The 22015-nt window shown below is 57.2% G+C and carries 21 protein-coding genes; 18 read left to right on the top strand and 3 right to left on the bottom strand.

Annotated features, from left to right (window positions below):
* Positions 1–115: 115 nt before the first annotated feature.
* Positions 116–487, top strand: a complete 372-nt coding sequence (locus GFB49_RS02190) for a hypothetical protein (RefSeq protein WP_153214154.1) — start codon at positions 116–118, stop codon at positions 485–487.
* On the opposite strand, the gene GFB49_RS02185 is transcribed toward GFB49_RS02190, so the two are convergent.
* Positions 488–1297 carry an AraC family transcriptional regulator gene (locus GFB49_RS02185; RefSeq protein WP_153214153.1) on the bottom strand — a complete coding sequence of 270 codons (810 nt, stop codon included), beginning with the start codon at positions 1295–1297 and terminating at the stop codon, positions 488–490.
* A 178-nt stretch (positions 1298–1475) separates the two neighbouring features.
* Positions 1476–2339: a tRNA (adenosine(37)-N6)-dimethylallyltransferase MiaA gene (gene miaA, locus GFB49_RS02180; RefSeq protein WP_153214152.1), complete on the bottom strand. Its 864-nt coding sequence runs from the start codon at positions 2337–2339 to the stop codon at positions 1476–1478.
* A 130-nt stretch (positions 2340–2469) separates the two neighbouring features.
* On the opposite strand from miaA, the gene pyrH reads away from it, so the two are divergent.
* The 13 genes from pyrH (at position 2470) to lpxB (ending at position 14714) form a co-directional block, all read left to right on the top strand.
* Positions 2470–3219 (top strand): UMP kinase, encoded by a 750-nt coding sequence (gene pyrH, locus GFB49_RS02175; protein ID WP_153214151.1) that lies wholly within the window; start codon positions 2470–2472, stop codon positions 3217–3219.
* 150 nt (positions 3220–3369) lie between these two features.
* Complete coding sequence (frr, locus tag GFB49_RS02170; RefSeq protein ID WP_153214150.1) at positions 3370–3933, top strand: ribosome recycling factor; 564 nt, start codon at positions 3370–3372, stop codon at positions 3931–3933.
* Positions 3934–3942: 9 nt separating this feature from the next.
* On the top strand, positions 3943–4683 hold the full coding sequence (gene uppS / locus GFB49_RS02165) for an undecaprenyl pyrophosphate synthase (RefSeq protein ID WP_153214149.1): 741 nt from the start codon (positions 3943–3945) through the stop codon (positions 4681–4683).
* Positions 4680–5459 (top strand): phosphatidate cytidylyltransferase, encoded by a 780-nt coding sequence (locus tag GFB49_RS02160; protein WP_153214148.1) that lies wholly within the window; start codon positions 4680–4682, stop codon positions 5457–5459. The genes uppS and GFB49_RS02160 overlap by 4 nt, the downstream gene beginning before the upstream one ends.
* 26 nt (positions 5460–5485) lie before the next feature.
* Positions 5486–6658: a 1-deoxy-D-xylulose-5-phosphate reductoisomerase gene (gene dxr / locus GFB49_RS02155; RefSeq protein WP_153214147.1), complete on the top strand. Its 1173-nt coding sequence runs from the start codon at positions 5486–5488 to the stop codon at positions 6656–6658.
* Positions 6659–6662: 4 nt separating this feature from the next.
* Entirely contained in the window at positions 6663–8012 is a 1350-nt protein-coding gene (rseP, locus tag GFB49_RS02150) for an RIP metalloprotease RseP (protein ID WP_153214146.1), read from the top strand.
* A 109-nt stretch (positions 8013–8121) separates the two neighbouring features.
* Positions 8122–8244, top strand: coding sequence for a hypothetical protein (locus GFB49_RS21335; protein ID WP_281347132.1), 123 nt, complete (start codon positions 8122–8124; stop codon positions 8242–8244).
* 162 nt (positions 8245–8406) lie between these two features.
* On the top strand, positions 8407–10797 hold the full coding sequence (gene bamA / locus GFB49_RS02145; RefSeq protein WP_153214145.1) for an outer membrane protein assembly factor BamA: 2391 nt from the start codon (positions 8407–8409) through the stop codon (positions 10795–10797).
* A 7-nt stretch (positions 10798–10804) separates the two neighbouring features.
* The gene (locus tag GFB49_RS02140; protein ID WP_153214144.1) at positions 10805–11413 is read left to right on the top strand and encodes an OmpH/Skp family outer membrane protein; all 609 of its coding nucleotides are present in this window, start codon (positions 10805–10807) and stop codon (positions 11411–11413) included.
* 80 nt (positions 11414–11493) lie between these two features.
* On the top strand, positions 11494–11958 hold the full coding sequence (gene fabZ, locus GFB49_RS02135) for a 3-hydroxyacyl-ACP dehydratase FabZ (RefSeq protein ID WP_153214143.1): 465 nt from the start codon (positions 11494–11496) through the stop codon (positions 11956–11958).
* 5 nt (positions 11959–11963) lie between these two features.
* Positions 11964–12749, top strand: coding sequence for an acyl-ACP--UDP-N-acetylglucosamine O-acyltransferase (gene lpxA / locus GFB49_RS02130; protein ID WP_153214142.1), 786 nt, complete (start codon positions 11964–11966; stop codon positions 12747–12749).
* 16 nt (positions 12750–12765) lie between these two features.
* Positions 12766–13554, top strand: coding sequence for an LpxI family protein (locus GFB49_RS02125; protein WP_153214141.1), 789 nt, complete (start codon positions 12766–12768; stop codon positions 13552–13554).
* Positions 13551–14714 carry a lipid-A-disaccharide synthase gene (gene lpxB / locus GFB49_RS02120; RefSeq protein ID WP_343032441.1) on the top strand — a complete coding sequence of 388 codons (1164 nt, stop codon included), beginning with the start codon at positions 13551–13553 and terminating at the stop codon, positions 14712–14714. Before GFB49_RS02125 ends, lpxB begins: the two co-directional genes overlap by 4 nt.
* Positions 14715–14720: 6 nt before the next feature.
* Here the strand turns inward: lpxB and mnmA are convergent, their stop codons facing one another.
* Positions 14721–15866, bottom strand: a complete 1146-nt coding sequence (mnmA, locus tag GFB49_RS02115) for a tRNA 2-thiouridine(34) synthase MnmA (protein ID WP_153214139.1) — start codon at positions 15864–15866, stop codon at positions 14721–14723.
* A 150-nt stretch (positions 15867–16016) separates the two neighbouring features.
* Between mnmA and sciP the strand changes: the two genes are divergently transcribed.
* The 4 genes from sciP (at position 16017) to recG (ending at position 21600) form a co-directional block, all read left to right on the top strand.
* Positions 16017–16295 carry a CtrA inhibitor SciP gene (sciP, locus tag GFB49_RS02110; RefSeq protein WP_153214138.1) on the top strand — a complete coding sequence of 93 codons (279 nt, stop codon included), beginning with the start codon at positions 16017–16019 and terminating at the stop codon, positions 16293–16295.
* A gap of 119 nt (positions 16296–16414) precedes the next feature.
* On the top strand, positions 16415–17134 hold the full coding sequence (gene ctrA, locus GFB49_RS02105; protein ID WP_153214137.1) for a response regulator transcription factor CtrA: 720 nt from the start codon (positions 16415–16417) through the stop codon (positions 17132–17134).
* 135 nt (positions 17135–17269) lie between these two features.
* Positions 17270–19513, top strand: a complete 2244-nt coding sequence (gene ligA, locus GFB49_RS02100; protein WP_153214136.1) for an NAD-dependent DNA ligase LigA — start codon at positions 17270–17272, stop codon at positions 19511–19513.
* Entirely contained in the window at positions 19510–21600 is a 2091-nt protein-coding gene (recG, locus tag GFB49_RS02095) for an ATP-dependent DNA helicase RecG (RefSeq protein WP_153214135.1), read from the top strand. Before ligA ends, recG begins: the two co-directional genes overlap by 4 nt.
* Positions 21601–22015 lie beyond the last annotated feature (415 nt).

Raw genomic sequence — 22015 nt, 5'->3', positions numbered from 1 at the left:
GTTCGGCACAGGTAAACAAATTGTTCATAAGGGTTAATGCCGCGTTAACGACCCTTAACTGCCATTAAGTTGCCTTAAAATTTCATGAAAACTGTCGCGGAAGTGGGAGAATACCGTGACAGTAAGTAGTGTTGATCAACGTGCGGCGCAGATGGGCTGGCAGCCAACGGCCGTGCCTTCGCAGAAAATTATTGATGATGTACTAGGCGTTAAGCGCGTTGAGCGGTTCTCGGGTGGGTGGATGCTGGCCGGGATGCTTTTGGGCATTTTGATTGGCTTTGGTGTTAAAGGAACCGCCGCCGTGGACGGCCCATTTGGGGCCGATGCAGAGATGATGGGCTTTGTGGTGGGAGCTCTGTCTTTGCTGGCGGCGGCTGGTTCCGTTGGGCTGGCGCTGGCCTCACTGCCGCTTTATCGTCGTTTACCGCAGTTGATGCGGTTTTCCATGACCAATATGCTGATGATTATTGTGCTGGTGCTCAGCTGATCAGGCCAATTCACGCGCGGTTTTACGTAGGCGACTGGGCGTCAGACCCGTGTGTTGGCTGATAAACCGCGTGAAATAGGCGGGGCTGCGAAAGCCAAGCTTGCTGGCAATTTCCTGAATAGGGGTGTCGCTGTAGGTCAACAGCGAACGAGCCGAATGCAATTGGCGCTCGGTCAACAGGCTCGCGGCGGTTTTGCCGGTTTCGGCCTTGCAGACCCGTGTCAAATGCGTTGGCGTCACATCTAGCGCTTCCGCATGGTCCGACATCGTTGCACCTTCACAATAATGGCGGGCAACACGGTTGCAATAAGCGCGGCTGAGGCGTTGTGCGGCGCTGATCCGGGACGGCGTGCCTGCCGCGTCGGCTGCGCGACGCAGCTCGATTTGCAAAACCGACGCCAATGAGGACATCGCCTCGCTCCAACCTTCCTGCTGTTCACGTTGCTCCCGCTGGAGGCGGTCCAGCAAAAAGGTAATAAAGGCCTGTTCCTGACCGCCATTCACACGCAGAAAGACCGCCTGGCGATCTTGTGTCTTTTGATCGGGCCTTGGGATGAACACACAGCTTCCAAAACATTGCCGCCCTAAGTTCAGCGACCACAGGGAGCCTGCGGGGATGTAGAAGAGGTTGTGCGCCCCAAACCCATACCGTTTGCCATCCAACAGTACCTGACCCTGACCGCGGGTGATCCAAACGATCAGATCCTGCGCACGGTCGTGGGACAGCTCAATCTGCCAAGGGCCCACGGGCGAAAGCTGTGGTAAGGTTGTCACCTCGATATGCGAAGAGGTTGGTGCGGAAAGCAGCATGTCGGGCGTTTGGTTACTTCTAAACTTGTAATTCGACTCACATCGACATGGAATTTCGATTCTCGCAAGTCGAGCGGCGGCCATTTCCTGTGACTTCAATGCTTCGGAATGGTTTTTATGCGCCTTTGATAGGGTATGTTAGGGAATATAGTTAGCAAATTGATTCCGAAGTGCGTTTTCAAAGGTCCGGATGAAAGACATGCCAGTCTTTCATTTTAGAGCGAAACCAGGTCCGTTGCCGTTTGGCGAACTGCCGGGTCGCGACAGAGGCGCGCTCGCGTGCTGTGTCCAGGTCAATTTCGCCAGTGATAAAGCTCATCAATTCTGGCACGCCAATGGCTTTGAATGCGGGCAGGTTGGGGTCAAAGTGATCGCGCATCGCCTCCACTTCATCCAGCGCGCCAGCGGCGACCATTTTATCGAATCTCTGGCGAATGCGATCTTCCAGCCAGCCTTTTTCCGAATTCATCACAATTGGGGTACAGGCGGGTAAATCCAGCACTGGCGGCGGGGTGTCCGCCTGCCACTGTGCCAGGCTGCGCCCGGTTGCGCGTTGCACTTCCCAGGCCCGTTGCACACGCATCCGGTTTTGCAGATCTATGCCAGCGGCTGTCTCTGCGTCTATACCATCGCGCAGCACATCCAGGGACAATCTATCCGCCTCGGCGCGGATTTCTGGTGGCGTCGCGGGAATATCGGCCATGCCGCGCGTAAGCGTCTGAAAGTAAAGCCCTGTGCCGCCGACGATAATTGGACGCTGCGCGCCTTTCAGCAGCGGTTTCACGTCCCGCAGCCAATGGCCCGCGGAATAGGGCTGATCATAGGCGACATAACCATAAAGCGCATGTGGCGCGCGCGCCTCTTCCTCTACCGATGGGCGCGCGGTGACCACGCGCCAACAGTCAAAGACCTGGCTGGCGTCCGCGTTGACCACCACACCTCCCTGCGCCTCTGAAATACGCAAGGCCAGCTCTGATTTGCCCGAGGCGGTGGGGCCTGCGATAAGAACTGGCAAATCTGGGTCGGTCTCGGGCAATTTCATTTCGGGCGGTCCTGGCTATTTTCAATCTTGGGACAAATTTGCCGGTTTGAGGTCATAGACCGCATTGATCCCAAGACAGAATTGCTCCATTTTGCGCGCAAATTAACCCCTACATCTTGTGGAGCGCAACATGCCCCTTACCTCGGACCAGCCGGATTTCAGTTCGGCCGTTAAATATAACCGCGTCATGTTGAAGATTTCGGGTGAGGCGCTGATGGGCGACCAGGGGTTTGGTCTGCACCCGCCCACCGTGCAGCGCATTGCCAAAGAGGTTAAGACTGTCCACGATATGGGGGTTGAAATCTGTATGGTGATCGGCGGCGGGAACATTTTCCGTGGTCTGTCGGGATCGGCTCAGGGGATGGAGCGCACAACGGCAGACTATATGGGCATGTTGGCCACCGTGATGAATGCCTTGGGTATGCAATCCGCGCTGGAAGATCTGGGGGTCTTTACCCGTGTGATTTCCGCCATCCGCATGGATGAGGTGGCAGAGCCCTATATTCGCCGTCGTGCGGTGCGCCACCTGGAGAAGAAGCGGGTTTGTATCTTTGCGGCCGGCACCGGCAACCCCTATTTCACCACAGATACTGCTGCGACCCTGCGGGCCAATGAAATGGCGTGCGAGGCGATCTTTATGGGTAAAAACGGGGTTGATGGGGTTTACGACAAAGACCCCAAGGAACACGCGGACGCTGTGCGCTATGATCATGTCTCTTATGACGATGTGCTGGCCAAGCGGTTGAAGGTTATGGATGCCTCTGCGATTGCGCTGGCGCGTGACAACAATCTTCCGCTTATTGTGTTTCCGTTGGACGAACCGGGCGGGTTCAAAGGGATCCTGGCGGGTGAAGGCACCTACACAACCGTACACGGCTAACAACGCTGGTTTTACGCAACGTGCGAACACGCCCATTTCGGGCGTGTTTTCTATTTCGAGGCCACCGCTTTGGGCGCATGATCGCTATACATTTGTGGTCCGGTGGCTTAAGAGGCTTGAACAGACCGCCTCAAAGAAGGGGAGAGCAGAATGTCTGACGAATTTGAACTGGATACCGATGACCTGAAACGCCGTATGGATGGCGCGATGGCGAACCTAAAGACCGAGTTTGCAAGTCTGCGGACCGGGCGTGCTTCGGCCTCTATGCTGGAGCCGATCATGGTGGATGCCTATGGGTCGAATACTCCGATCAACCAGGTGGGCACCGTGAACGTGCCTGAGCCGCGCATGGTTACCGTAAATGTCTGGGATAAGGCATTGGTCGGTAAGGTCGAAAAAGCGATCCGCGAATCTGGTCTGGGGATCAACCCGCAGCTCAATGGCACCATCATCATGCTGCCGATCCCGGAGCTGAACGAAGAGCGTCGCCGTGAATTGGGTAAGGTTGCCGGCCAATATGCCGAACACGCTCGTGTTGCGATCCGTAACGTGCGCCGGGATGGGATGGACCAGATCAAGAAGGCCAAATCCGACGGCATGTCCGAGGATGACCAGAAGTTCTGGGAAAGCGAGGTTCAAGAGCTCACCGACAAGATGATCAAAGTTGTCGATGACGCGCTGGAGACCAAACAAGCTGAAATCATGCAGGTCTGAGACCAGAGCATGGCTGTAAGCGAACCAGATGCGGCGTCCGGCACCAGGCCGGGCCCGCGCCATGTTGCCATTATTATGGATGGCAACGGTCGATGGGCGCAGGCACGGGGACGTCCCCGTCTGTTTGGACATCATGCAGGTGCCAAACGCGTCCGAGAAATTGTTGAGTGCTGCCCCAATTTGGGCGTCAAATATCTGACTATTTTTGCATTTTCGACAGAGAACTGGAAACGGACACAGGTTGAGGTCGCAGGCCTCATGAGTTTGTTTCGCAGGTATATTTCCAAAGAGATGAATGCGCTGGCGGCGCAGAACGTGCGGGTGCGGTTTATTGGTGACCGGGTGCGCTTGGACGAGAAATTGATTGCCTTGATGGACAAGCTGGAGGCCAAAACCGAAGGCAACGACGGCACTCACCTGACCATCGCGCTGAACTATGGCGGGCGGGACGAGGTGGCGCGTGCCACCAGACGTCTGGCCCAGGATGTGGCCGCGGGGAAACTGGATCCCGACAAGGTCGACCAGGAAACCCTGCCCAAATATCTCGATACGCATGTCCTGCCGGATCCTGACCTTGTGGTGCGCACCAGTGGCGAAGCCCGGATTTCGAACTTTCTTCTGTGGCAATCAGCCTATGCGGAATATGAGTTCATCGACACGCTGTGGCCGGATTTCACCGGCGAAGAGCTGGGGCGTCTGTGCGCAAGCTATGGCAAACGCGACCGGCGATTTGGTGCGGTGAAAACATGACGACCTCTTCACGTTGGGCCGATCTGGGGCCACGGGTGGCTTCGGCCATTGTTATGCTGGCCATTGCCGGTCTTGCGATCTGGAGTGGTGGGCTTTTGTTCAATGCGATCATCACCATGGTCGTGGGTGGCATCTTTTGGGAACTGGCGGCGATGTTCTGGCCGGGGCAGGGCATGCGGGCCCTGAAACTGGGGGGCGCAGCAGCGGTTGCGTTCTTTGCGGCCAGTTTGCTGCCAACCGCGCTTGCGGTCTTGGTTCTGCTGGCACCGGTCGCGCTGTTGGCGATCGAGGATAAGGGACGCCGCGCCAGAGAAGTCGTGCCTTTTGGCCTGTGGATCATGGCTGCGGGCTTTGGCTTTGTCTGGCTGCGCAATGCGTTGAACGTGGACTGGCTGTTGTGGCTGATTGCGGTTGTGGTTGCCACTGATGTGGCGGGTTACTTTGCGGGTAAGATCATCGGCGGGCGCAAGTTCTGGCCACGGATCAGTCCCAAGAAAACCTGGGCCGGCACATCAGCTGGCTGGATCGCGGCCGCTGTGGTTGGGGTTTTCTTCACGGCAACCTTGGATCATGGGTTTGCCCTTGTGGTTCTGTCGGTGCTGATCTCCATGGCCAGCCAAGCCGGTGACATCGCCGAAAGCGCGTTGAAACGGCGGCGCGGGGTCAAGGATTCCAGTGCAATCATCCCAGGCCACGGTGGATTGTTTGACCGGTTTGATGGGATGCTAGGCGCGGCGGCCTTGTTTTTGCTGCTGATCGCGCTTTTTAGCATGTAAATTGGCTCACAAGGCGGAGCATCACGATGCGGAAACTTTCGATTTTTGGCGCGACGGGATCGATTGGGCAAAACACAATCGACCTGATCCGGCGTCAGCCGGACGCCTATGATGTGGTGGCGCTCAGCGGTGGGGCGAATGTGGCGCAGCTTGCCAAGGACGCCATAGAGCTGCGCGCGGATGTGGCGGTCACGGCCTATCCTGAACAGCTTTCTACCTTGCAAGAGGCCTTGGCCGGATCCGGGGTCGCAGCTGCCGCCGGCGAGGCCGCGCTGGTCGAGGCCGCACAACGTCCCGCAGATTGGGTGATGTCTGCCATAGTGGGGTCAGCAGGGCTGAAACCCGGTTTGGCCGCGTTAGAGCAGGGCGCAACCCTGGCCTTGGCCAATAAGGAATCGCTGGTCTGTGCGGGCAAGCTGTTGATGGAGACAGCGCGTGCGAACAATGCGAGGGTCTTGCCCGTCGACAGCGAACATTCCGCAATTTTCCAAGGGCTTGTTGGCGAAGATATGGCCGCTGTTGAGCGGATCATTATCACGGCCTCAGGCGGGGCGTTTCGCGACTGGCCGCTGGAGCAATTGGCGACCGCAACGGTGGAACAGGCGTCGTCGCATCCCAATTGGAACATGGGACAGCGGATCACCATCGACAGCGCGTCGATGTTCAACAAGGCCTTGGAAGTTATCGAAACCCGTGAATTCTTTGGCGTCGACCCCGCCCAGATCGAAGTGATCGTGCATCCCGAGTCCATGGTGCATTCCATCGTCTGTTTCCGCGACGGGGCGATGATGGCCCACTTGGGCGCGCCGGATATGCGCCACGCGATTGGCTATGCGCTGCATTGGCCGGAACGGCTGGATCTGCCGGTTGAACGTCTGGATCTGGCCAAAATCGCAAGCCTGACCTTCAAAGCACCAGAGGCGGCGCGTTACCCGGCCTTGGGGCTGGCCTATGATGTTATGGCGCGCGGCGGTCTGATGGGCGCTGTTTTCAACGCAGCCAAGGAGCGGGCATTGGATCACTTTATCGCCAGAAAGCTCGGTTTTTTGGATATGACACATATCGTTTCAGGTGTGATGGAGCAGCTGGATCGGTCCGCGGGCCTCATTGATGCCCCAATGACCCTTGATAACGTGCTGCACGCGGACCATCTCGCACGACAAGCAGCAGATGATCTCGTTATGGAACGGATAGGATAAGACTTTGGACGTCATTTCACTTTTACCCCAGGTGGGCGGCCTTGCCTTCACGATCATAACTTTTGTGGCCGTGTTGTCGGTGATCGTGGCTGTGCATGAATATGGCCACTACATCGTGGGGCGCTGGTCCGGCATCCATGCTGAAGTGTTCTCGCTTGGTTTTGGGCCGGTGCTGTGGAGCCGTGTCGACAAACGTGGAACCCGCTGGCAAATCGCCGCGCTGCCCTTTGGGGGATTTGTGAAATTCCTGGGCGATTCCAATGCGGCTTCAGGCAAGGATGCGGATGCGATGGCCGCCGCGGAAGGCGATGCCAAGGCTCTGCGGCGCACGATGCATGGGGCTCCTTTGTGGGCGCGGTCTGCAACGGTGGCCGCGGGGCCGGTGTTCAATTTCATCCTGTCGGCTGTGATCTTCTGCGCCATTTTGATGGCCGAAGGCACCATTCGCGAACCCCTGACCGTTGGCTCTGTGATGCCTTTGCCTGGTGTGGAAAACCAATTGCGTGAGGGTGACGAAATTCTGGCCATCGCTGGCAGTGATGTGCCCGATTTCAGCGACCGCGACGCCTGGAGCGACTTTACCGAGGCCCTGCCGATTGCGCAGGATCTGACCTATACCGTGGAGCGCGCCGGTGAAGTGCAGCAGGTGACCGGCCCGATCCTGTCGCCGCCACTGGTGCGTTCGGTGGCACCGCGCAGTGCGGCATCCGATATTGGGATCGCCCAAGGGGATGTGATTACGGCCGTGGACGGGCAGCCGATCTTTGCCTTTTCCGAGCTGAAAGATCTGGTCGAAAGCGGTGAGGGCAAGGTGCTTTTGCTCGACATCTGGCGTGATGGTCAGACTCTCGAGTTTGCTTTGGCGCCGCGTGCCACGGATGAGCCGCAGCCTGATGGCGGCTTTGCCACACAGTGGCGGATCGGCATTGTGGGCGGCATGGCCTTTGACCCAGGGACCGAGACGATGGGCCTGGGTGAAGCCGCCTGGGGTGGTGTGCGCCAGGTGGCTGCGGTGATCGAGATGTCCTTGTCTGGCCTCAAACACATGATCACCGGGGCGATCAGCACCTGTAACCTGTCGGGCCCCATTGGCATTGCTGAGACCTCGTCGTCGATGGCCCGCCAGGGCGGTGAGAGCTTTTTGCGGTTTATCGCTGTGATTTCAACGGCCGTGGGCTTGATGAACCTTTTCCCGGTTCCCGCGCTGGATGGGGGGCATTTGGTCTTTTACGCCTATGAGGCGGTTGTGGGCCGCCCGCCGCATGATCGCGCGCTGCAGTTGTTGATGACTTTGGGTATTGCCTTGGTATTGACGATGATGCTCTTTGCCCTGGGCAATGATATCTTCTGTTAACCAAACGTTGCATTAGAGTGAGGCCGCCAGCGCGCCGCCTCACTCTCGCCCCATTCCTCGATTAACTTTTCCTCAATTGTTTACGGAACATCAGGAATCGGGGGATGTCATGAGCAACGCAACGCTGTCTTATCGGGGTGTGGACCTTCTGCTGCGCCTCAACCTTGATCGGTTTGTTTGGATTCTCACGATCGCGATTTGTCTGATGATCGCCACCTACTTCGCAGCCTAAGCCTGGGCCGAACTGGGGGTATCACCCCGCAAACAAATGTGCCGATGGCGCAATTGAGAAACAAGTGACCCGCGATTGCGGGTTAATGTTTGGTTAGTTTTGACATCCGTTATCAAACCTATTACGCACTTCTTAAAAGCAGTGAATAATTGGGTTGGACAGATGGCTAGGGGTTTTTCGGCGGGAACATCCTGTATGGGGGGAGCGAAGCGCTCCAATATTTTGTTCCGTAACGTATCAGCTGTGGCGCTGTCAGTGGCGCTTGGTTTGGCAAGTTTTCCGAACTTTGTATCAGCGCAAAGCTTCCAGTTTGATAACGTCAGAGTTGAGGGGAACCAACGGATTCAGACCTCGACCATCGTGTCATATACCGGGCTGGAGCAGGGTAAGGCGGTATCGGCCGGCGAGCTGAACGATGCTTATCAGCGCATTTTGGACAGCGGTGTTTTTGAGACCGTGGATCTGGTTCCAAGCGGCAATACACTGGTGATCAAAGTCACCGAATTCCCGACGATCAGCCAGATCGCCTTTGAAGGTAATCGCCGCATCAAAGACGACGCCCTGCGCGACATCGTCGAATCGTCTCCGCGCCGCGTGTTCAATCCTGAAACCGCCGAACGTGACGCAAACCTGATTGCGGAGCTTTATTCTGCCCGCGGCCGGATCGCCTCGCAGGTGACGCCACGCATCATCCGCCGCAGCGACAACCGCGTTGATCTGGTGTTTGAGATCTCCGAAGGTGACACAACCGAGGTGGAACGGGTTTCGTTTGTTGGCAACCGCCAATTCTCGGACCGCCGTTTGCGCCGGGTTCTGGAAACCAAACAAGCGAACTTTTTGCGCACGTTCATCAACCGCGACACGCTTGTGCAAGACCGCTTGGAATTCGACAAACAAGTTCTGCGCGATTTCTATCAGTCCCGTGGTTATGTCGATTTCCGCGTCAACAGTGCCAATGCGGAATTGACGCCGGAACGTGATGGTGTGTTCTTGGTTGTTGACGTGACCGAAGGCCAGCAGTTCAAATTCGGCAATGTCTCGGTCGTAAGCGAGATCCCCGAAGCGGATGCCGATGCCTATCAACGCGTGTTGCGGGTGAAGCCGGGCGTTGTCTACAACCCTGCACTGGTCGACGCTGAGATGACCAAGCTGGAGCGGCTTGCGGTTCGTCAGGGCATTGATTTTGTCCGGGTTGAACCGCGCATCGTGCGCAACGACCGCGATCTGTCCCTGGATCTGGAGTTTGCTCTGGTCCGTGGTCCGCGTATCTTTGTGGAACGCATCGACATCGAGGGCAATACAACAACCCTGGACCGCGTGATCCGCCAACGTTTCCGGACCGTTGAAGGTGACCCCTATAACCCGCGTGAAATCCGTGAATCTGCGGATCGGATCCGCGCTTTGGGCTTTTTCTCCGAAGCGAATGTGGATGTGCGTGAGGGCTCCAGCGATGATCAGGTGATCGTCGATGTGGATGTGACCGAACAACCAACCGGCTCACTGTCTATTGGTGGTGCCTTCTCCGCCGAAGACGGGATTGGTGTGGTTCTGGGCCTCAGCGAAAACAACTTCTTGGGTCGGGGGCAGCGCTTGTCTTTGAACCTGTCGACCGCGGAAGAAAACCAGGAATATTCGCTGCGCTTCACCGAACCCCGTCTGCTGGGCCGCGAGCTGCAGTTGGATCTGGATTTCGGCTTGGCGACCTCGGATTCAAGCTTTGCGTCTTATGATACCGAACGCCTGTTCTTTAGCCCGGCCGTCACATTCGCGCTGAATGAATATTCCCGCCTGTCGCTGCGCTACAGATGGGACGACACAGAGCTGCAATCGCGTGGCGTCGACAGCTTGGGCAACCCGGTTTCCGGCCCCGTGATCTCCAGCGAGATTGCTCAGGGCGCACAGACTGCAAGCTCAGTTGGTTTTACCTATACCTTTGACAGCCGTCTGGAAGAGATCGACCCAACCCGCAGTTTCTTGTTCGAAGTTGGTGCGGAATATGCGGGTCTTGGCGGGGATTCCGAATTCTTGCGCACGTCGGCACGGATTGTCGCGCAAAAGAAGATTTTCAACGAAGAGGTCACCCTGCGTGCCACCGTCGAAGCCGGTGCGTTCCAGTGGCAAGGCGGCGGGTTCAGCCGCACGACAGATCGCTACCTCTTGGGGCCAGATCAGCTGCGTGGCTTTGACCCGGGCGGCATTGGCCCACGTGACGTATCCTCGGTTGGCGGTACCACCTATTCCGACGCTTTGGGCGGCAACTATTTCGCCGTTGCCCGTCTGGATGCGGAATTCCCGCTGGGTCTGCCCGAAGAAATCGGCCTGCGCGGCGCGCTTTTCTATGACATCGGTAACGTTTGGGGTCTGGATAACGTAGATACAGCCGGTGCCAATATCGTTGGCGGCGGCAATGGTTCCTACCGTCAAGTGGTTGGCTTCTCACTGTTGTGGACCACTGCGCTGGGTCCCCTGCGTTTCAACTTCTCCAAACCGATTTCCAGCGAGGATTTCGACGAAGAGCGTAACTTTGACCTGACGCTGCAAGCGCGGTTCTAACAGTCTTATGCTCACCAAAGTCACAGCCTATGTGATGACAGGGGCGGCCCTTTTGGGGACCGCCTCTGATTTTGCTTTGGCACAGACACCGCCGCTGTCTTCATCGACATTTTCAGAAAACACGCGCAGTTTTGGTGTCCCGCTCAGCGGGGTTTTGACCCTGCGCACGGATGTGTTTTTCAATGAAAGCGCCTTTGGCCGGCGTGTCACACAGGAAGTCGATGCGGAAGGCGCGGTTTTGACCGCGGAAAACCGCCGGATCGAAGGGGAGCTGCGCGACGAGGAACAGCAGCTGACGGAACGACGCCAAACCATGGCGCCGGATGATTTCCGCAGGTTGGCGGATGCCTTTGATCAAAAGGTCCAGGAAATCCGCCGGGTCCAAGACGCAAAGCTGGAAGAGATCAACAAGATGCGCGAGGACGCGCGTCGTGAATTCCTGACCGTATCCCTGCCCATCCTGCAGGAAATCATGCGCGAAGCGGGCGCTGGTGCGATCCTTGAGAAATCGTCGGTATTCCTCAGCGCCGAAGCTGCGGATATCACCGAATTGGCGATCCAACGGATTGACGCCGTTTTAGGCGACGGGCAGAGCGCCAGCGATGACGGGAAATAACCTGTCTCTCTGCTTGCTCAACCGGCCTGCGCTTGCTACCCAGAACCCTAAGTAACCAATAAAAACAGGACGCATTCCTTATGACTGCCGAGCTCAAAAGCGCCGATATTCACCTGATCCAGCGGATCCTTCCGCACCGTTATCCCTTTCTTTTGGTTGATAAAGTTGTGGACATCGACGGCTATAGCGCGGCGCGTGGCATCAAGAACGTGACGATGAACGAGCCGCATTTCCAAGGCCACTTCCCAGGCACGCCGATTATGCCGGGTGTGACAATTGTCGAAGCCATGGCGCAGACCGCGGGCGTCATGCTGGGTGTCGGCATGGATATGATTGACACTGAATTGCTGATCTATTTCATGAACATCGACAAATGTAAGTTCCGCCGCAAAGTGGTGCCGGGCGATGTGCTTGAGATGAAAGTAACCACCACCCGTGGCAAGCCGGGCGGCAAGATCTTTAAATTCCACGGTGTGGCCAGCGTCGAAGGTGAAGTTGCGGCCGAGGCTGAATTTACCGCGATGGTCGACCGTCAGGAAGGGTGATCCAAATGTCCAATATCCACCCAAGCGCAATTATCGAACCCGGAGCCAAGATCGGCGAAGGCTGCGAGATTGGCCCGTTTTGTATTGTTGGTGCCGAGGTCGAATTGGCCGAGCGGGTGGTATTGAAATCGCATGTGGTTGTCACCGGCAACACAACGATCGGCGAAGAGACTGTGATTTTTCCGTTCTCTGTCATTGGTGAGATCCCGCAGGACCTCAAGTTCAAAGGCGAGAAATCCCGAACTGAGATTGGCGCGCGCAACCGGATCCGCGAACATGTGACGGTGAATGCCGGCACCGAAGGTGGCGGTGGCGTCACGCGGATTGGCGATGACGGTCTGTTTATGGCAGGCTGCCACATCGCGCATGATGCGCAGGTCGGCGACCGGGTGATTGTGGTGAACTCTGCTGCGGTGGCCGGCCATTGTGTGCTGGAAGATGACGTGATCATTGGTGGCCTTTCGGGCATTCACCAATGGGTGCGGATTGGCCGGGGTGCCATCATCGGCGCTGTGACTATGGTGACCAACGACGTCATTCCCTTTGGTCTGGTCCAGGCCCCGCGTGGCGAGCTGGACGGTCTGAACCTTGTTGGCTTGAAACGGCGCGGTGTGCAGCGTTCGGACATCACTGCCTTGCGGGCTGCGTTTCAAATGCTGGCGCAGGGTGAGGGGACTTTTCAGGAACGTGCCCGCCGTCTTGGCGATGAGACTGACAGCGATTACGTGCAAGAGATCGTCGCCTTTATCACCGGCGAAAGCGATCGTTCCTTCCTGACGCCTGGCGGATAACAAAAGGGGCCGACCGATGATTGCACTTATCGCAGGGCGTGGAGCTCTACCGCGCGAGATCACTGCAAATTTGCCAGTGCGACCACTAGTCTGTGCCATGATGGGGTCCGAACCGGATGAGGTTGCAGCGGATCTGGTGTTCCGGATCGAACAGCTGGGCAGCCTTTTGGCAGAGCTGAAGAACCGCGGCGTGACCGAGATCTGTATGGCGGGCGCCGTCAGCCGCCCCTCTGTGGATCCCGCCGCCATTGATGGGCCGACCTTGCCCTTGGTGCCCATGTTGCAAACCGCTTTGGCCAAAGGTGACGATGGGGCGCTGCGCGCCATTATCATGATTCTGGAAGAGTCTGGATTTGCCGTGCGCTCCGCCCACGAGATCGCGCCGGATCTGTTGATGGCTGAGGGCGTCTTTACCAAAGTGCAGCCAGGAGAGCTGGACAAACCGGATGCCGCGCGTGGGGCGCAAGTGGTGGCCGCGATGGCTGCTGCGGACGTGGGGCAGTCCTGCGCGGTGCGGAATCACCAGGCCATTGCCGTTGAAAATGCCTTTGGCACCGATTGGATGCTGCAAAGCCTGGTTGAACGCCCCGACGGGCAGGGGGGCCTGTTGTTCAAAGCACCGAAACCCGGCCAAGACCGCCGTGCGGATCTGCCAACCATCGGTCCCGACACCGTTGTTGCAGCAGCTGCGGCCAAACTGTCAGGCATTGTGGTTGAGGCGGGTGGCGTTATCGTTCTGGACCGGGCTGAGGTCATCGCCAATTGTGACCGTCTGGGTCTGTTCTTCTGGGTGCGGGCGGCGTGAGCCTTCGGGTCTTTATCCTTGCGGGCGAACCCTCGGGAGACCGGCTGGGCGGAGCGTTGATGGCTGGATTGCGGCAGTTGTCGCCGGATGTCACGTTTGACGGTATCGGTGGGCCTTTGATGCAAGAGCTGGGGCTGACCTCGCGCTTTCCAATGGAAGAGCTGTCGGTCATGGGCATCGCCGAAGTTTTACCCAAATACCGGCACCTGAAACGCCGCATTCGCGAGACGGCAGAAGCGGTGATTGCGACGCAGCCGGATGTGATGATCACCATCGACAGTCCGGACTTCTCTTTGCGCGTCGCCAAACTGGTGAAACAGGCCTGTGATGTGCGCACCGTGCATTACGTGGCCCCGTCTGTCTGGGCCTGGCGGCCAAAACGCGCGCAGAAAATGGCCAAATGCATCGACCACGTTCTGGCGCTATTGCCGTTTGAACCGCCCTATATGACAGCGGCAGGGATGGACTGCGACTTTGTTGGTCACCCGGTGGTGAATGAACTCCTGGCAACCGAAGCGGAGATTGCAGCGTTTCGCGAGGCCTATGATCTGGGAGATGCGCCCTATGTGTTGGCCTTGCCCGGATCGCGCCGATCCGAGGTTGGCAGGCTGGCACCGATTTTTGGCGAGGCGATCCAGAATTTTGTTCTGAAACACCCAGACATGCGTGTCGTTGTGCCAGCCGCAGCACCGGTTGCGGATTTGGTGCGGGACAACTTGCAAAGCTGGCCGGAGAATACAACTCTCTTGGATCCAAACACATTGGATAAGGACACAGCCAAGGCTCACAAACGCGCGGCTTTTGCAGGCGCTGATCTGGCGCTTGCGGCTTCTGGTACAGTGTCTCTGGAACTTGCGCAGGCCCAAACGCCAATGGTTATCGCCTATACCTTCAACTGGCTGACCTGGCAGATCATGAAGCGCATGGCGCTGATTGACACGGCAACGCTTGTCAATCTGGTCAGCGACACGCGGGTGGTGCCCGAATGTCTGGGCCCCGCGTGTCAACCGGATCTGATTACCGAAAAACTGAACGCTGTTGCCGCAAACCCGCAGGCCCAGCTGGAGGCGATGGCCCTGACCATGGAGCGCCTTGGGCAGGGCAGAGAGGCTCCGGGCCTCAGAGCGGCCCAGGCGGTGCTGGCCCGCCTGCCGCAGTAAACTGGATCAATAACCGCGCCAGATCCAGCCGCCACCAAAGATACGGCTGCCTTCATTGGCATAGAACACGCAGGCCTGACCGGGAGAGATGCCTTCCTCGGGTGTCAGCAGCTCTACTTCTGCCTCGGTCTCTGAGATCGGACGAATGATCGCCTCGCGCGGGGGGCGGGTTGAGCGCACTTTGACCTTCAGATGCCATTCCTTGCGCGATGTGAACGGCTCATCTCCCAGCCAGTTGATCTCCCGCACGGGAACCACGCGGGTCGCCAGAAGCTCTTTGGGGCCAACAACCACCTGTTTCTTGTCCACATCCAGCTTCACCACATAGAGCGGCTCGGTGAGGCCACCAATGCCAAGCCCGCGGCGCTGACCGATGGTATAGTGGATCACACCCTCATGCGCGCCCAAAACGCGGCCATCGGCGTGTACGATCTCCCCAGGTTCAGCAGCTCCGGGTCGCAGCTTCTCGATAACGCTGGCATAGTTGCCGTTGGGCACAAAACAGATGTCCTGACTGTCGGGCTTGTCTGCCACGGCCAGCCCGTATTCAGCGGCCATCTCGCGGGTTGCGTCTTTGGACGGCAAATGCCCCAGCGGGAAGCGCAAAAAGTTCAACTGATCCGGAGTGGTGGAAAAGAGGAAGTAGCTTTGATCGCGGTTTGCATCTTCGGCGCAATGCAGTTCCGGCCCGTTTGGCCCATCCATACGCTGGATGTAATGGCCTGTCGCCATGCAGTCCGCTTCAAGGTCTTTGGCCGTTTCCAGCAGATCCTTGAACTTAACCCGTTCGTTGCAACGAATACAGGGAACCGGAGTTGCGCCCGCCAGATAGCTGTCCGCAAACTCATCAATCACCGCATCTTTAAAAATGTTCTCATAATCCAGAACGTAATGCGGGAAGCCGCGCTCTTCGGCGACTCGGCGTGCGTCATGAATGTCGATCCCCGCACAGCAGGCACCTTTTTTCGCCAGCGCCGCGCCGTGATCATAAAGCTGCAGCGTGACGCCAACCACGTCAAACCCTTGATCTGCAAGGTAAGCGGCCACCACAGAGCTGTCGACACCGCCCGACATCGCGACCACCACTCGGGTTTCCGAGGGCGGTTTCGGGAACCCCAACAGGTTCACAGGGTGTTCATTGTCCAGCGCCATGAGGCGACTCCTTTTGGTCAAGAGGGGAGGCGTCGCAGAATATAGGAAAATCCTAACGACTCTCAAGGGGCGTGGTTCATGTATCGTTAAATCTAAGCTGTGACCTTCCCCCCGGTATAGAACTATGATTATCCGTAAGGTGATAGGGCCATGTTTTTAAAGAAAGTCGACGGACCTCGCGCTGTTACGCTCCCGGACGGGACCATTATGACACGGGCGGATCTTCCGCCGGAAACCACGCGCCGCTGGGTCGCCTCACGCAAGGCTGCTGTTGTTCGTGGTGTGCTGTATGGGTTGCTGCCCCAATCCGAAGCACTGCGCCGTTATGGTCTGAGCGAAGAGGAGTTTCGCAGCTGGATTGCAGCTGTTGCAGACCACGGCGAAGACGCGTTGAAGACGACACAGCTGAAAAAATATCGCAAATCGTAAGAAAAATTCTTCGTACGGCGGCTATTTTAAGAATTAACAATTATGGTAACGACGCGTTAACCTTTTTCCATCACGGTTAACTCAACCTGAGGGAAACAGATACAGGCGGAGAAATTCATATGCGTATTCTTCTGGTCGAGGACGATCCGACAACGGCAAAAAGCATTGAGCTGATGCTGACTCATGCGAACCTGAACGTCTATTCGACGGATCTGGGCGAAGAGGGGATCGACCTCGCAAAGTTGTATGATTACGATTTGATCTTGTTGGATCTTGGCTTGCCGGACATGAACGGCCACGAGGTTCTGCGTCAACTGCGCCTGGCTCGGATCGAAACTCCGATCCTTATCCTGTCTGGCGCAGACGACACTGAAAACAAAATCAAAGGGTTCGGTTTTGGTGCCGATGATTACCTGACCAAACCATTCCACCGCGAAGAACTGGTGGCGCGGATCCACGCGATCATTCGTCGCTCAAAAGGTCACTCGCAGTCGATCATTAAAACCGGCAAAATCTCGGTTAACCTGGATGCAAAAACGGTCGAAGTCGAGGGAAAGACGGTCCATCTGACCGGCAAAGAGTACCAGATGCTCGAGCTTCTGTCGCTGCGCAAGGGCACAACCCTGACCAAAGAGATGTTCCTGAACCACCTTTATGGTGGCATGGACGAGCCTGAGCTTAAGATCATCGACGTGTTCATCTGCAAGTTGCGCAAGAAATTGAGCAATGCAACAGGTGGTGAAAACTATATCGAAACTGTCTGGGGCCGTGGCTATGTTTTGCGGGACCCGCAAGAGAACGAGATGGTTGAAGATCCCCGAATGGCGATCGGCGCCTGAAAGGAAGAGGATTCGGCGCCCCACTAGCGCCTGATTGCAAGAGCCCGAGGGACCACCTCGGGCTTTTTGTTTTTTACTCGACCTGACTGAATTTGCGCCCTATCACCTGTTCGTAAGAACGAAAGGGGATCGCGGATGAGCCAGAAGATCGGAAATCTGTTACCAGAAGTTGCCAAAACCCGTTTTTTGGAGCTTCAGGAGCGCTTAAACGCTGCGGATTTGGCTTATCATCAGAAGGATGCGCCTGAAATCTCGGACGCGGATTATGATTCCTTGCGTCGTGAGTTTTCCGAACTGCTGGATCTGTTTCCCGAACTCGGATCTTTGTCGACGCGCAGCAGCAGTGTCGGCGCTCCGGTCAGCAGTGGTTTTCAAAAAATTCAACACGCGGTCCGAATGCTGTCCTTGGGCAATGCATTTGACGACGAGGATGTTGCCGATTTTGCCAAAGGCATTCGCAAATACCTGGGCCTTGGTACTGAGAGCAATCTCGCCTTCACCGCAGAGCCAAAGATTGATGGTCTGTCCCTTTCACTGCGCTATGAAAACGGCCGGCTCATACAGGCGGCGACGCGTGGGGATGGCAGTGAAGGGGAGAATGTCACGGCAAACGCCCGGACCATCTCTGACATTCCACAGGTGATCCAAGACGCGCCCGAGGTGCTGGAAGTGCGCGGCGAAGTCTACATGAGCCACGAAGACTTCGCGGCTTTGAACACGCGCCAAGCTGAGGCGGGAGATAAGACATTTGCCAACCCACGGAACGCGGCGGCGGGCAGCCTGCGCCAGCTTGATGCGCGCATCACCGAGGCACGGCCTTTGCGATTCTTTGCTTACGCCTGGGGGGAGTTGTCGGATGCCCTGGCGGATACGCAGTTTGGGGCCATCGAAAGACTGTCTTCCTTTGGCTTTCAAACCAATCCGCTCACACAGCTCTGTGCGGATACTGACGCTTTGATCAGCCATTACAAAAACATCGAAACGCAGCGCGCGACGCTGGGCTATGATATCGACGGTGTCGTTTACAAGGTTAATGATCTGGCGTTGCAGGAACGGCTGGGATTTCGTGCAACAACGCCCCGTTGGGCGATTGCCCATAAGTTTCCGGCAGAACTTGCGTGGACCCAGCTTGAGGCCATCGACATCCAGGTCGGGCGCACCGGCGCGTTAAGCCCGGTTGCCCGGCTGACACCGGTGACTGTGGGCGGCGTTGTGGTATCTAACGCGACGCTCCACAATGAGGATTACATTGCCGGGTTCGACTCCAAAGGTGAGATCATTCGCGACGGCAAGGATATTCGCGTCGGCGATTGGGTGCAGATTTATCGCGCGGGTGATGTGATCCCCAAAGTTGCAGATGTGGATCTGAGCAAACGCTCTGACGATGTGAAACCTTTTGAATTTTCAACGCTGTGCCCTGAATGCAGCAGCCCTGCGGTGCGGGAAGAGGGGGATTCCGTGCGCCGTTGTACCGGCGGGATGATTTGTCCCGCGCAAGCGATTGAAAAAATAAAACATTTCGTTTCCCGAGGAGCCTTCGATATCGAAGGACTCGGTGCCAAACAGGTTGAGCAGTTCTACGGCGATGAGTGGATTAAAGAACCGGCGGATATCTTTGAACTTGAAGTAAAATACTCTTCTGGATTGCAGCAGTTAAAGAACAAGGAAGGCTGGGGCGAAAAATCTGCAAACAACCTCTTTGCAGCGATTGAGGAAAAGCGCGTAATCCCCTTACGTCGCTTCATTTTTGCTCTCGGAATACGACACGCCGGTGAAGTGGCCGCACGGGACTTGGCACTGCATTATGGAACTTGGCAGGCCTTGTATGAGGCGTTGGATACGGCCCGCCCTGCGGCATTGGCCCATCGGGCGGGGGATGTTGCGGAAAACGAAGAACGCCATCGGGCGGCGAGTGAAGGGCGCAAGCCCAAGATCGCAGACAGCCGCGCCGCTGCAATTGCTGCCTGCAGTGTTCCTGCTGCGGCAACTGCTGCCTGGTCTGACCTGACCGATGCGGATGGTATTGGGCCTGTTTTAGGGCTGTCGTTGTCAGATGCGCTCAGCATCCCTGAAGAGCGCGCCGCCATCGATCGACTGGCGTCGAAGTTACAGATTGAAGCAGCAGAGCGCGCCGATACATCGGGCAGCCCGGTGGCGGGCAAAACGGTTGTTTTCACCGGAACGCTTGAAAAAATGACCCGCTCCGAAGCCAAAGCCCGCGCCGAAGCACTGGGGGCCAAGGTGGCGGGTTCGGTGTCAAAGAATACGGATATTCTGGTTGCGGGCCCCGGCGCAGGATCCAAGGCAAAGAAGGCCGCGGATCTGGGCATTCAGACAATGGATGAGGACGCCTGGCTGGCGCTGATTGCCACCGTATGAGCGGGCGGCCAGAAATCCTATTCCCGCTGTTTGCGGGTCTGGAAACCTTGGCGGGTGTGGGGCCAAAAACAGCTCAGACCTTTGTCCAATCTGGATTAGAAACACCGCGAGACCTGTTGTTTTCACTGCCTTACTCTGTGGTGGATCGCCAGCGTCGGGACAGTATCCAAGGGTTGGACTTGCCAACAGTTGCAACCGTGGAAGTGACCATCGGCAAACACCGTCCCGCGCGCAATCGGGGTGGAGCCTATCGGATCCACGTAGAGGATGCGCAAACCGATTTTCAACTGGTTTTTTTCCATGGCCGCAGCCGCTATTTGGAAGCACAGCTGCCCGAAGGATCGCGGCGTGTGGTTTCTGGCAAGATTGAACTGTTCGACGGCACGGCCCAGATGGTGCACCCGGATCATATGTTGTCACTGGAGGAGGCGGATGGCATCCCCAGCTTTGAACCGGTTTATCACCTGTCTCAGGGGATCACGCAAAAGACGGTTTTTAAGGCCACGCGTGGCGCTTTGCAGCTTTTGCCGGACCTTCCTGAGTGGATCGATCCCGGTTTGCAAAACAGCAAGGGCTGGCCCCTGTGGTCGGATGCCTTACGGTCGGCACATGCGCCACATTCCTTGGATGCCGTTGCGGCGTTTGATCCGGCGCGCACGCGTCTGGCCTATGACGAACTGTTTGCCCATCAGTTGACCTTGGCCTTGGCCCGGCAGGTAGAACGGAAGCAACGCGGCATCGTGTCGGTTGCCACAGGTGCCCGTCAACGGCAGGTGCTGGCTGCGCTGCCGTATCGACCAACACATGCCCAAGCGCGGGCGATTGATGAGATTGCGGCGGATATGGCCTTGCCGTTGCGGATGAACCGTCTGTTACAAGGGGATGTGGGCGCTGGGAAAACTTTGGTTGCTTTCATGTCCCTGCTGGTCGCAGTTGAAGCGGGTGGGCAGGGTGTTTTGATGGCGCCGACCGAGATTTTGGCGCGTCAACACATGGAAGGATTGCAACCCCTGGCCGAAACCGCCGGTGTTGTGATTGAGATCCTGACCGGGCGCGACAAGGGTAAAGACCGGGCTGAGAAACTGGCAGCACTGGCACGTGGCGATATTCATATTCTGGTGGGCACCCATGCGGTGTTCCAATCTGATGTGGCCTTTCAGGATCTTCGCCTGGCGATTGTGGATGAACAGCATCGGTTTGGCGTGCGTCAACGGCTGGAGCTGGCGGAAAAAGGGCAGGGTGCCGATGTTTTGGTGATGACGGCAACCCCAATCCCGCGCTCATTGGCCTTGGCGCAATATGGCGACATGGATGTGTCCGTTCTGGATGAAAAGCCGCCGGGACGTAAGCCGATCAAAACGGCGGTTGTGAACACCGAGCGTATGGACGAGGTGGTGGGGCATCTGCGCCGGGCCATTTCAGACGGGAGGCAATGTTATTGGGTCTGTCCTCTGGTCGAAGAGTCCGAGGTCGTGGATCTGGTTGCAGCTGAAGAACGGTTCAAACACCTGCGCGCCGTTCTCGGGGAGGGCGTTGTGGGGTTGGTGCATGGGCAGATGCCACCAGGCGAGAAGGACGCGGCGATGGCGGCCTTCCAAACAGGAGAAACCCAGGTTCTGGTTGCGACCACGGTGATCGAGGTGGGGGTCAACGTTCCCAATGCGACCATTATGGTGATTGAGCGGGCCGAGACCTTTGGTCTGGCGCAGCTGCATCAGCTGCGCGGGCGCGTGGGGCGTGGCAGTGCCGAGTCCACATGTTTGCTGATGTATCAAGCCCCGCTCAGCGAGAACGGCCGAAAACGGCTGGAGGTTTTGCGCGAAAGCGAGGACGGTTTCCAGATTTCCGAAACGGATCTGCAAATGCGCGGGGCCGGCGATATGATTGGAACGGCGCAATCCGGGCTGCCGCGGTTTCAGATCGCAAATCTGGAACAACAGCCCGACTTAATGGCGGTCGCGCAAAGCGACGCGCGTGCCTTGCTCACGCAGGATCCGGGACTGCAATCTGCGCGTGGTCAGGCGGCCCGTGTGTTGTTGTGGCTGATGCGGCAGGATGAAGCGATCCGATTGATCTCAGTTGGCTAAGTGAAATTCTCCAAATGTTCTCTTTTGATTTTTTGTTCTCATAAAGTTCTTTACTTCGTTCCGGAATCATGAGAACAAAGGGGCAACAAAGCGACGTAGAACGCAGAACATGACCAGGAGGCTCCGATGATTGCTCAGTTGAAACAAACTGTTGAGAACACACACAGCACACTGCTCCAGGACGCTTTTGGCGCCGCAGCCCTTGTTGTGATGTTGGTCGCCGCCCTGCATTTGCCGTCATTGCTTTGATCGCGATACCCTTTTCCTGACCTGCGTCCGATGCCGGCAACACCTGTTCCTGTCCCGAACTTTGGGGTGCCATTGGCATCCAGGCTATCGCCTCATGATCTGCCGCGTGTTGCTGGGTTCCGCATCCGGACGCATGACTGACCGCCGCATACCCGTGCCCCGGGAT

It is taken from the genome of Tritonibacter litoralis (assembly GCF_009496005.1).
Lineage (GTDB): Bacteria > Pseudomonadota > Alphaproteobacteria > Rhodobacterales > Rhodobacteraceae > Epibacterium > Epibacterium litoralis.
This window is presented reverse-complemented; position numbering and strand designations above follow the sequence as displayed.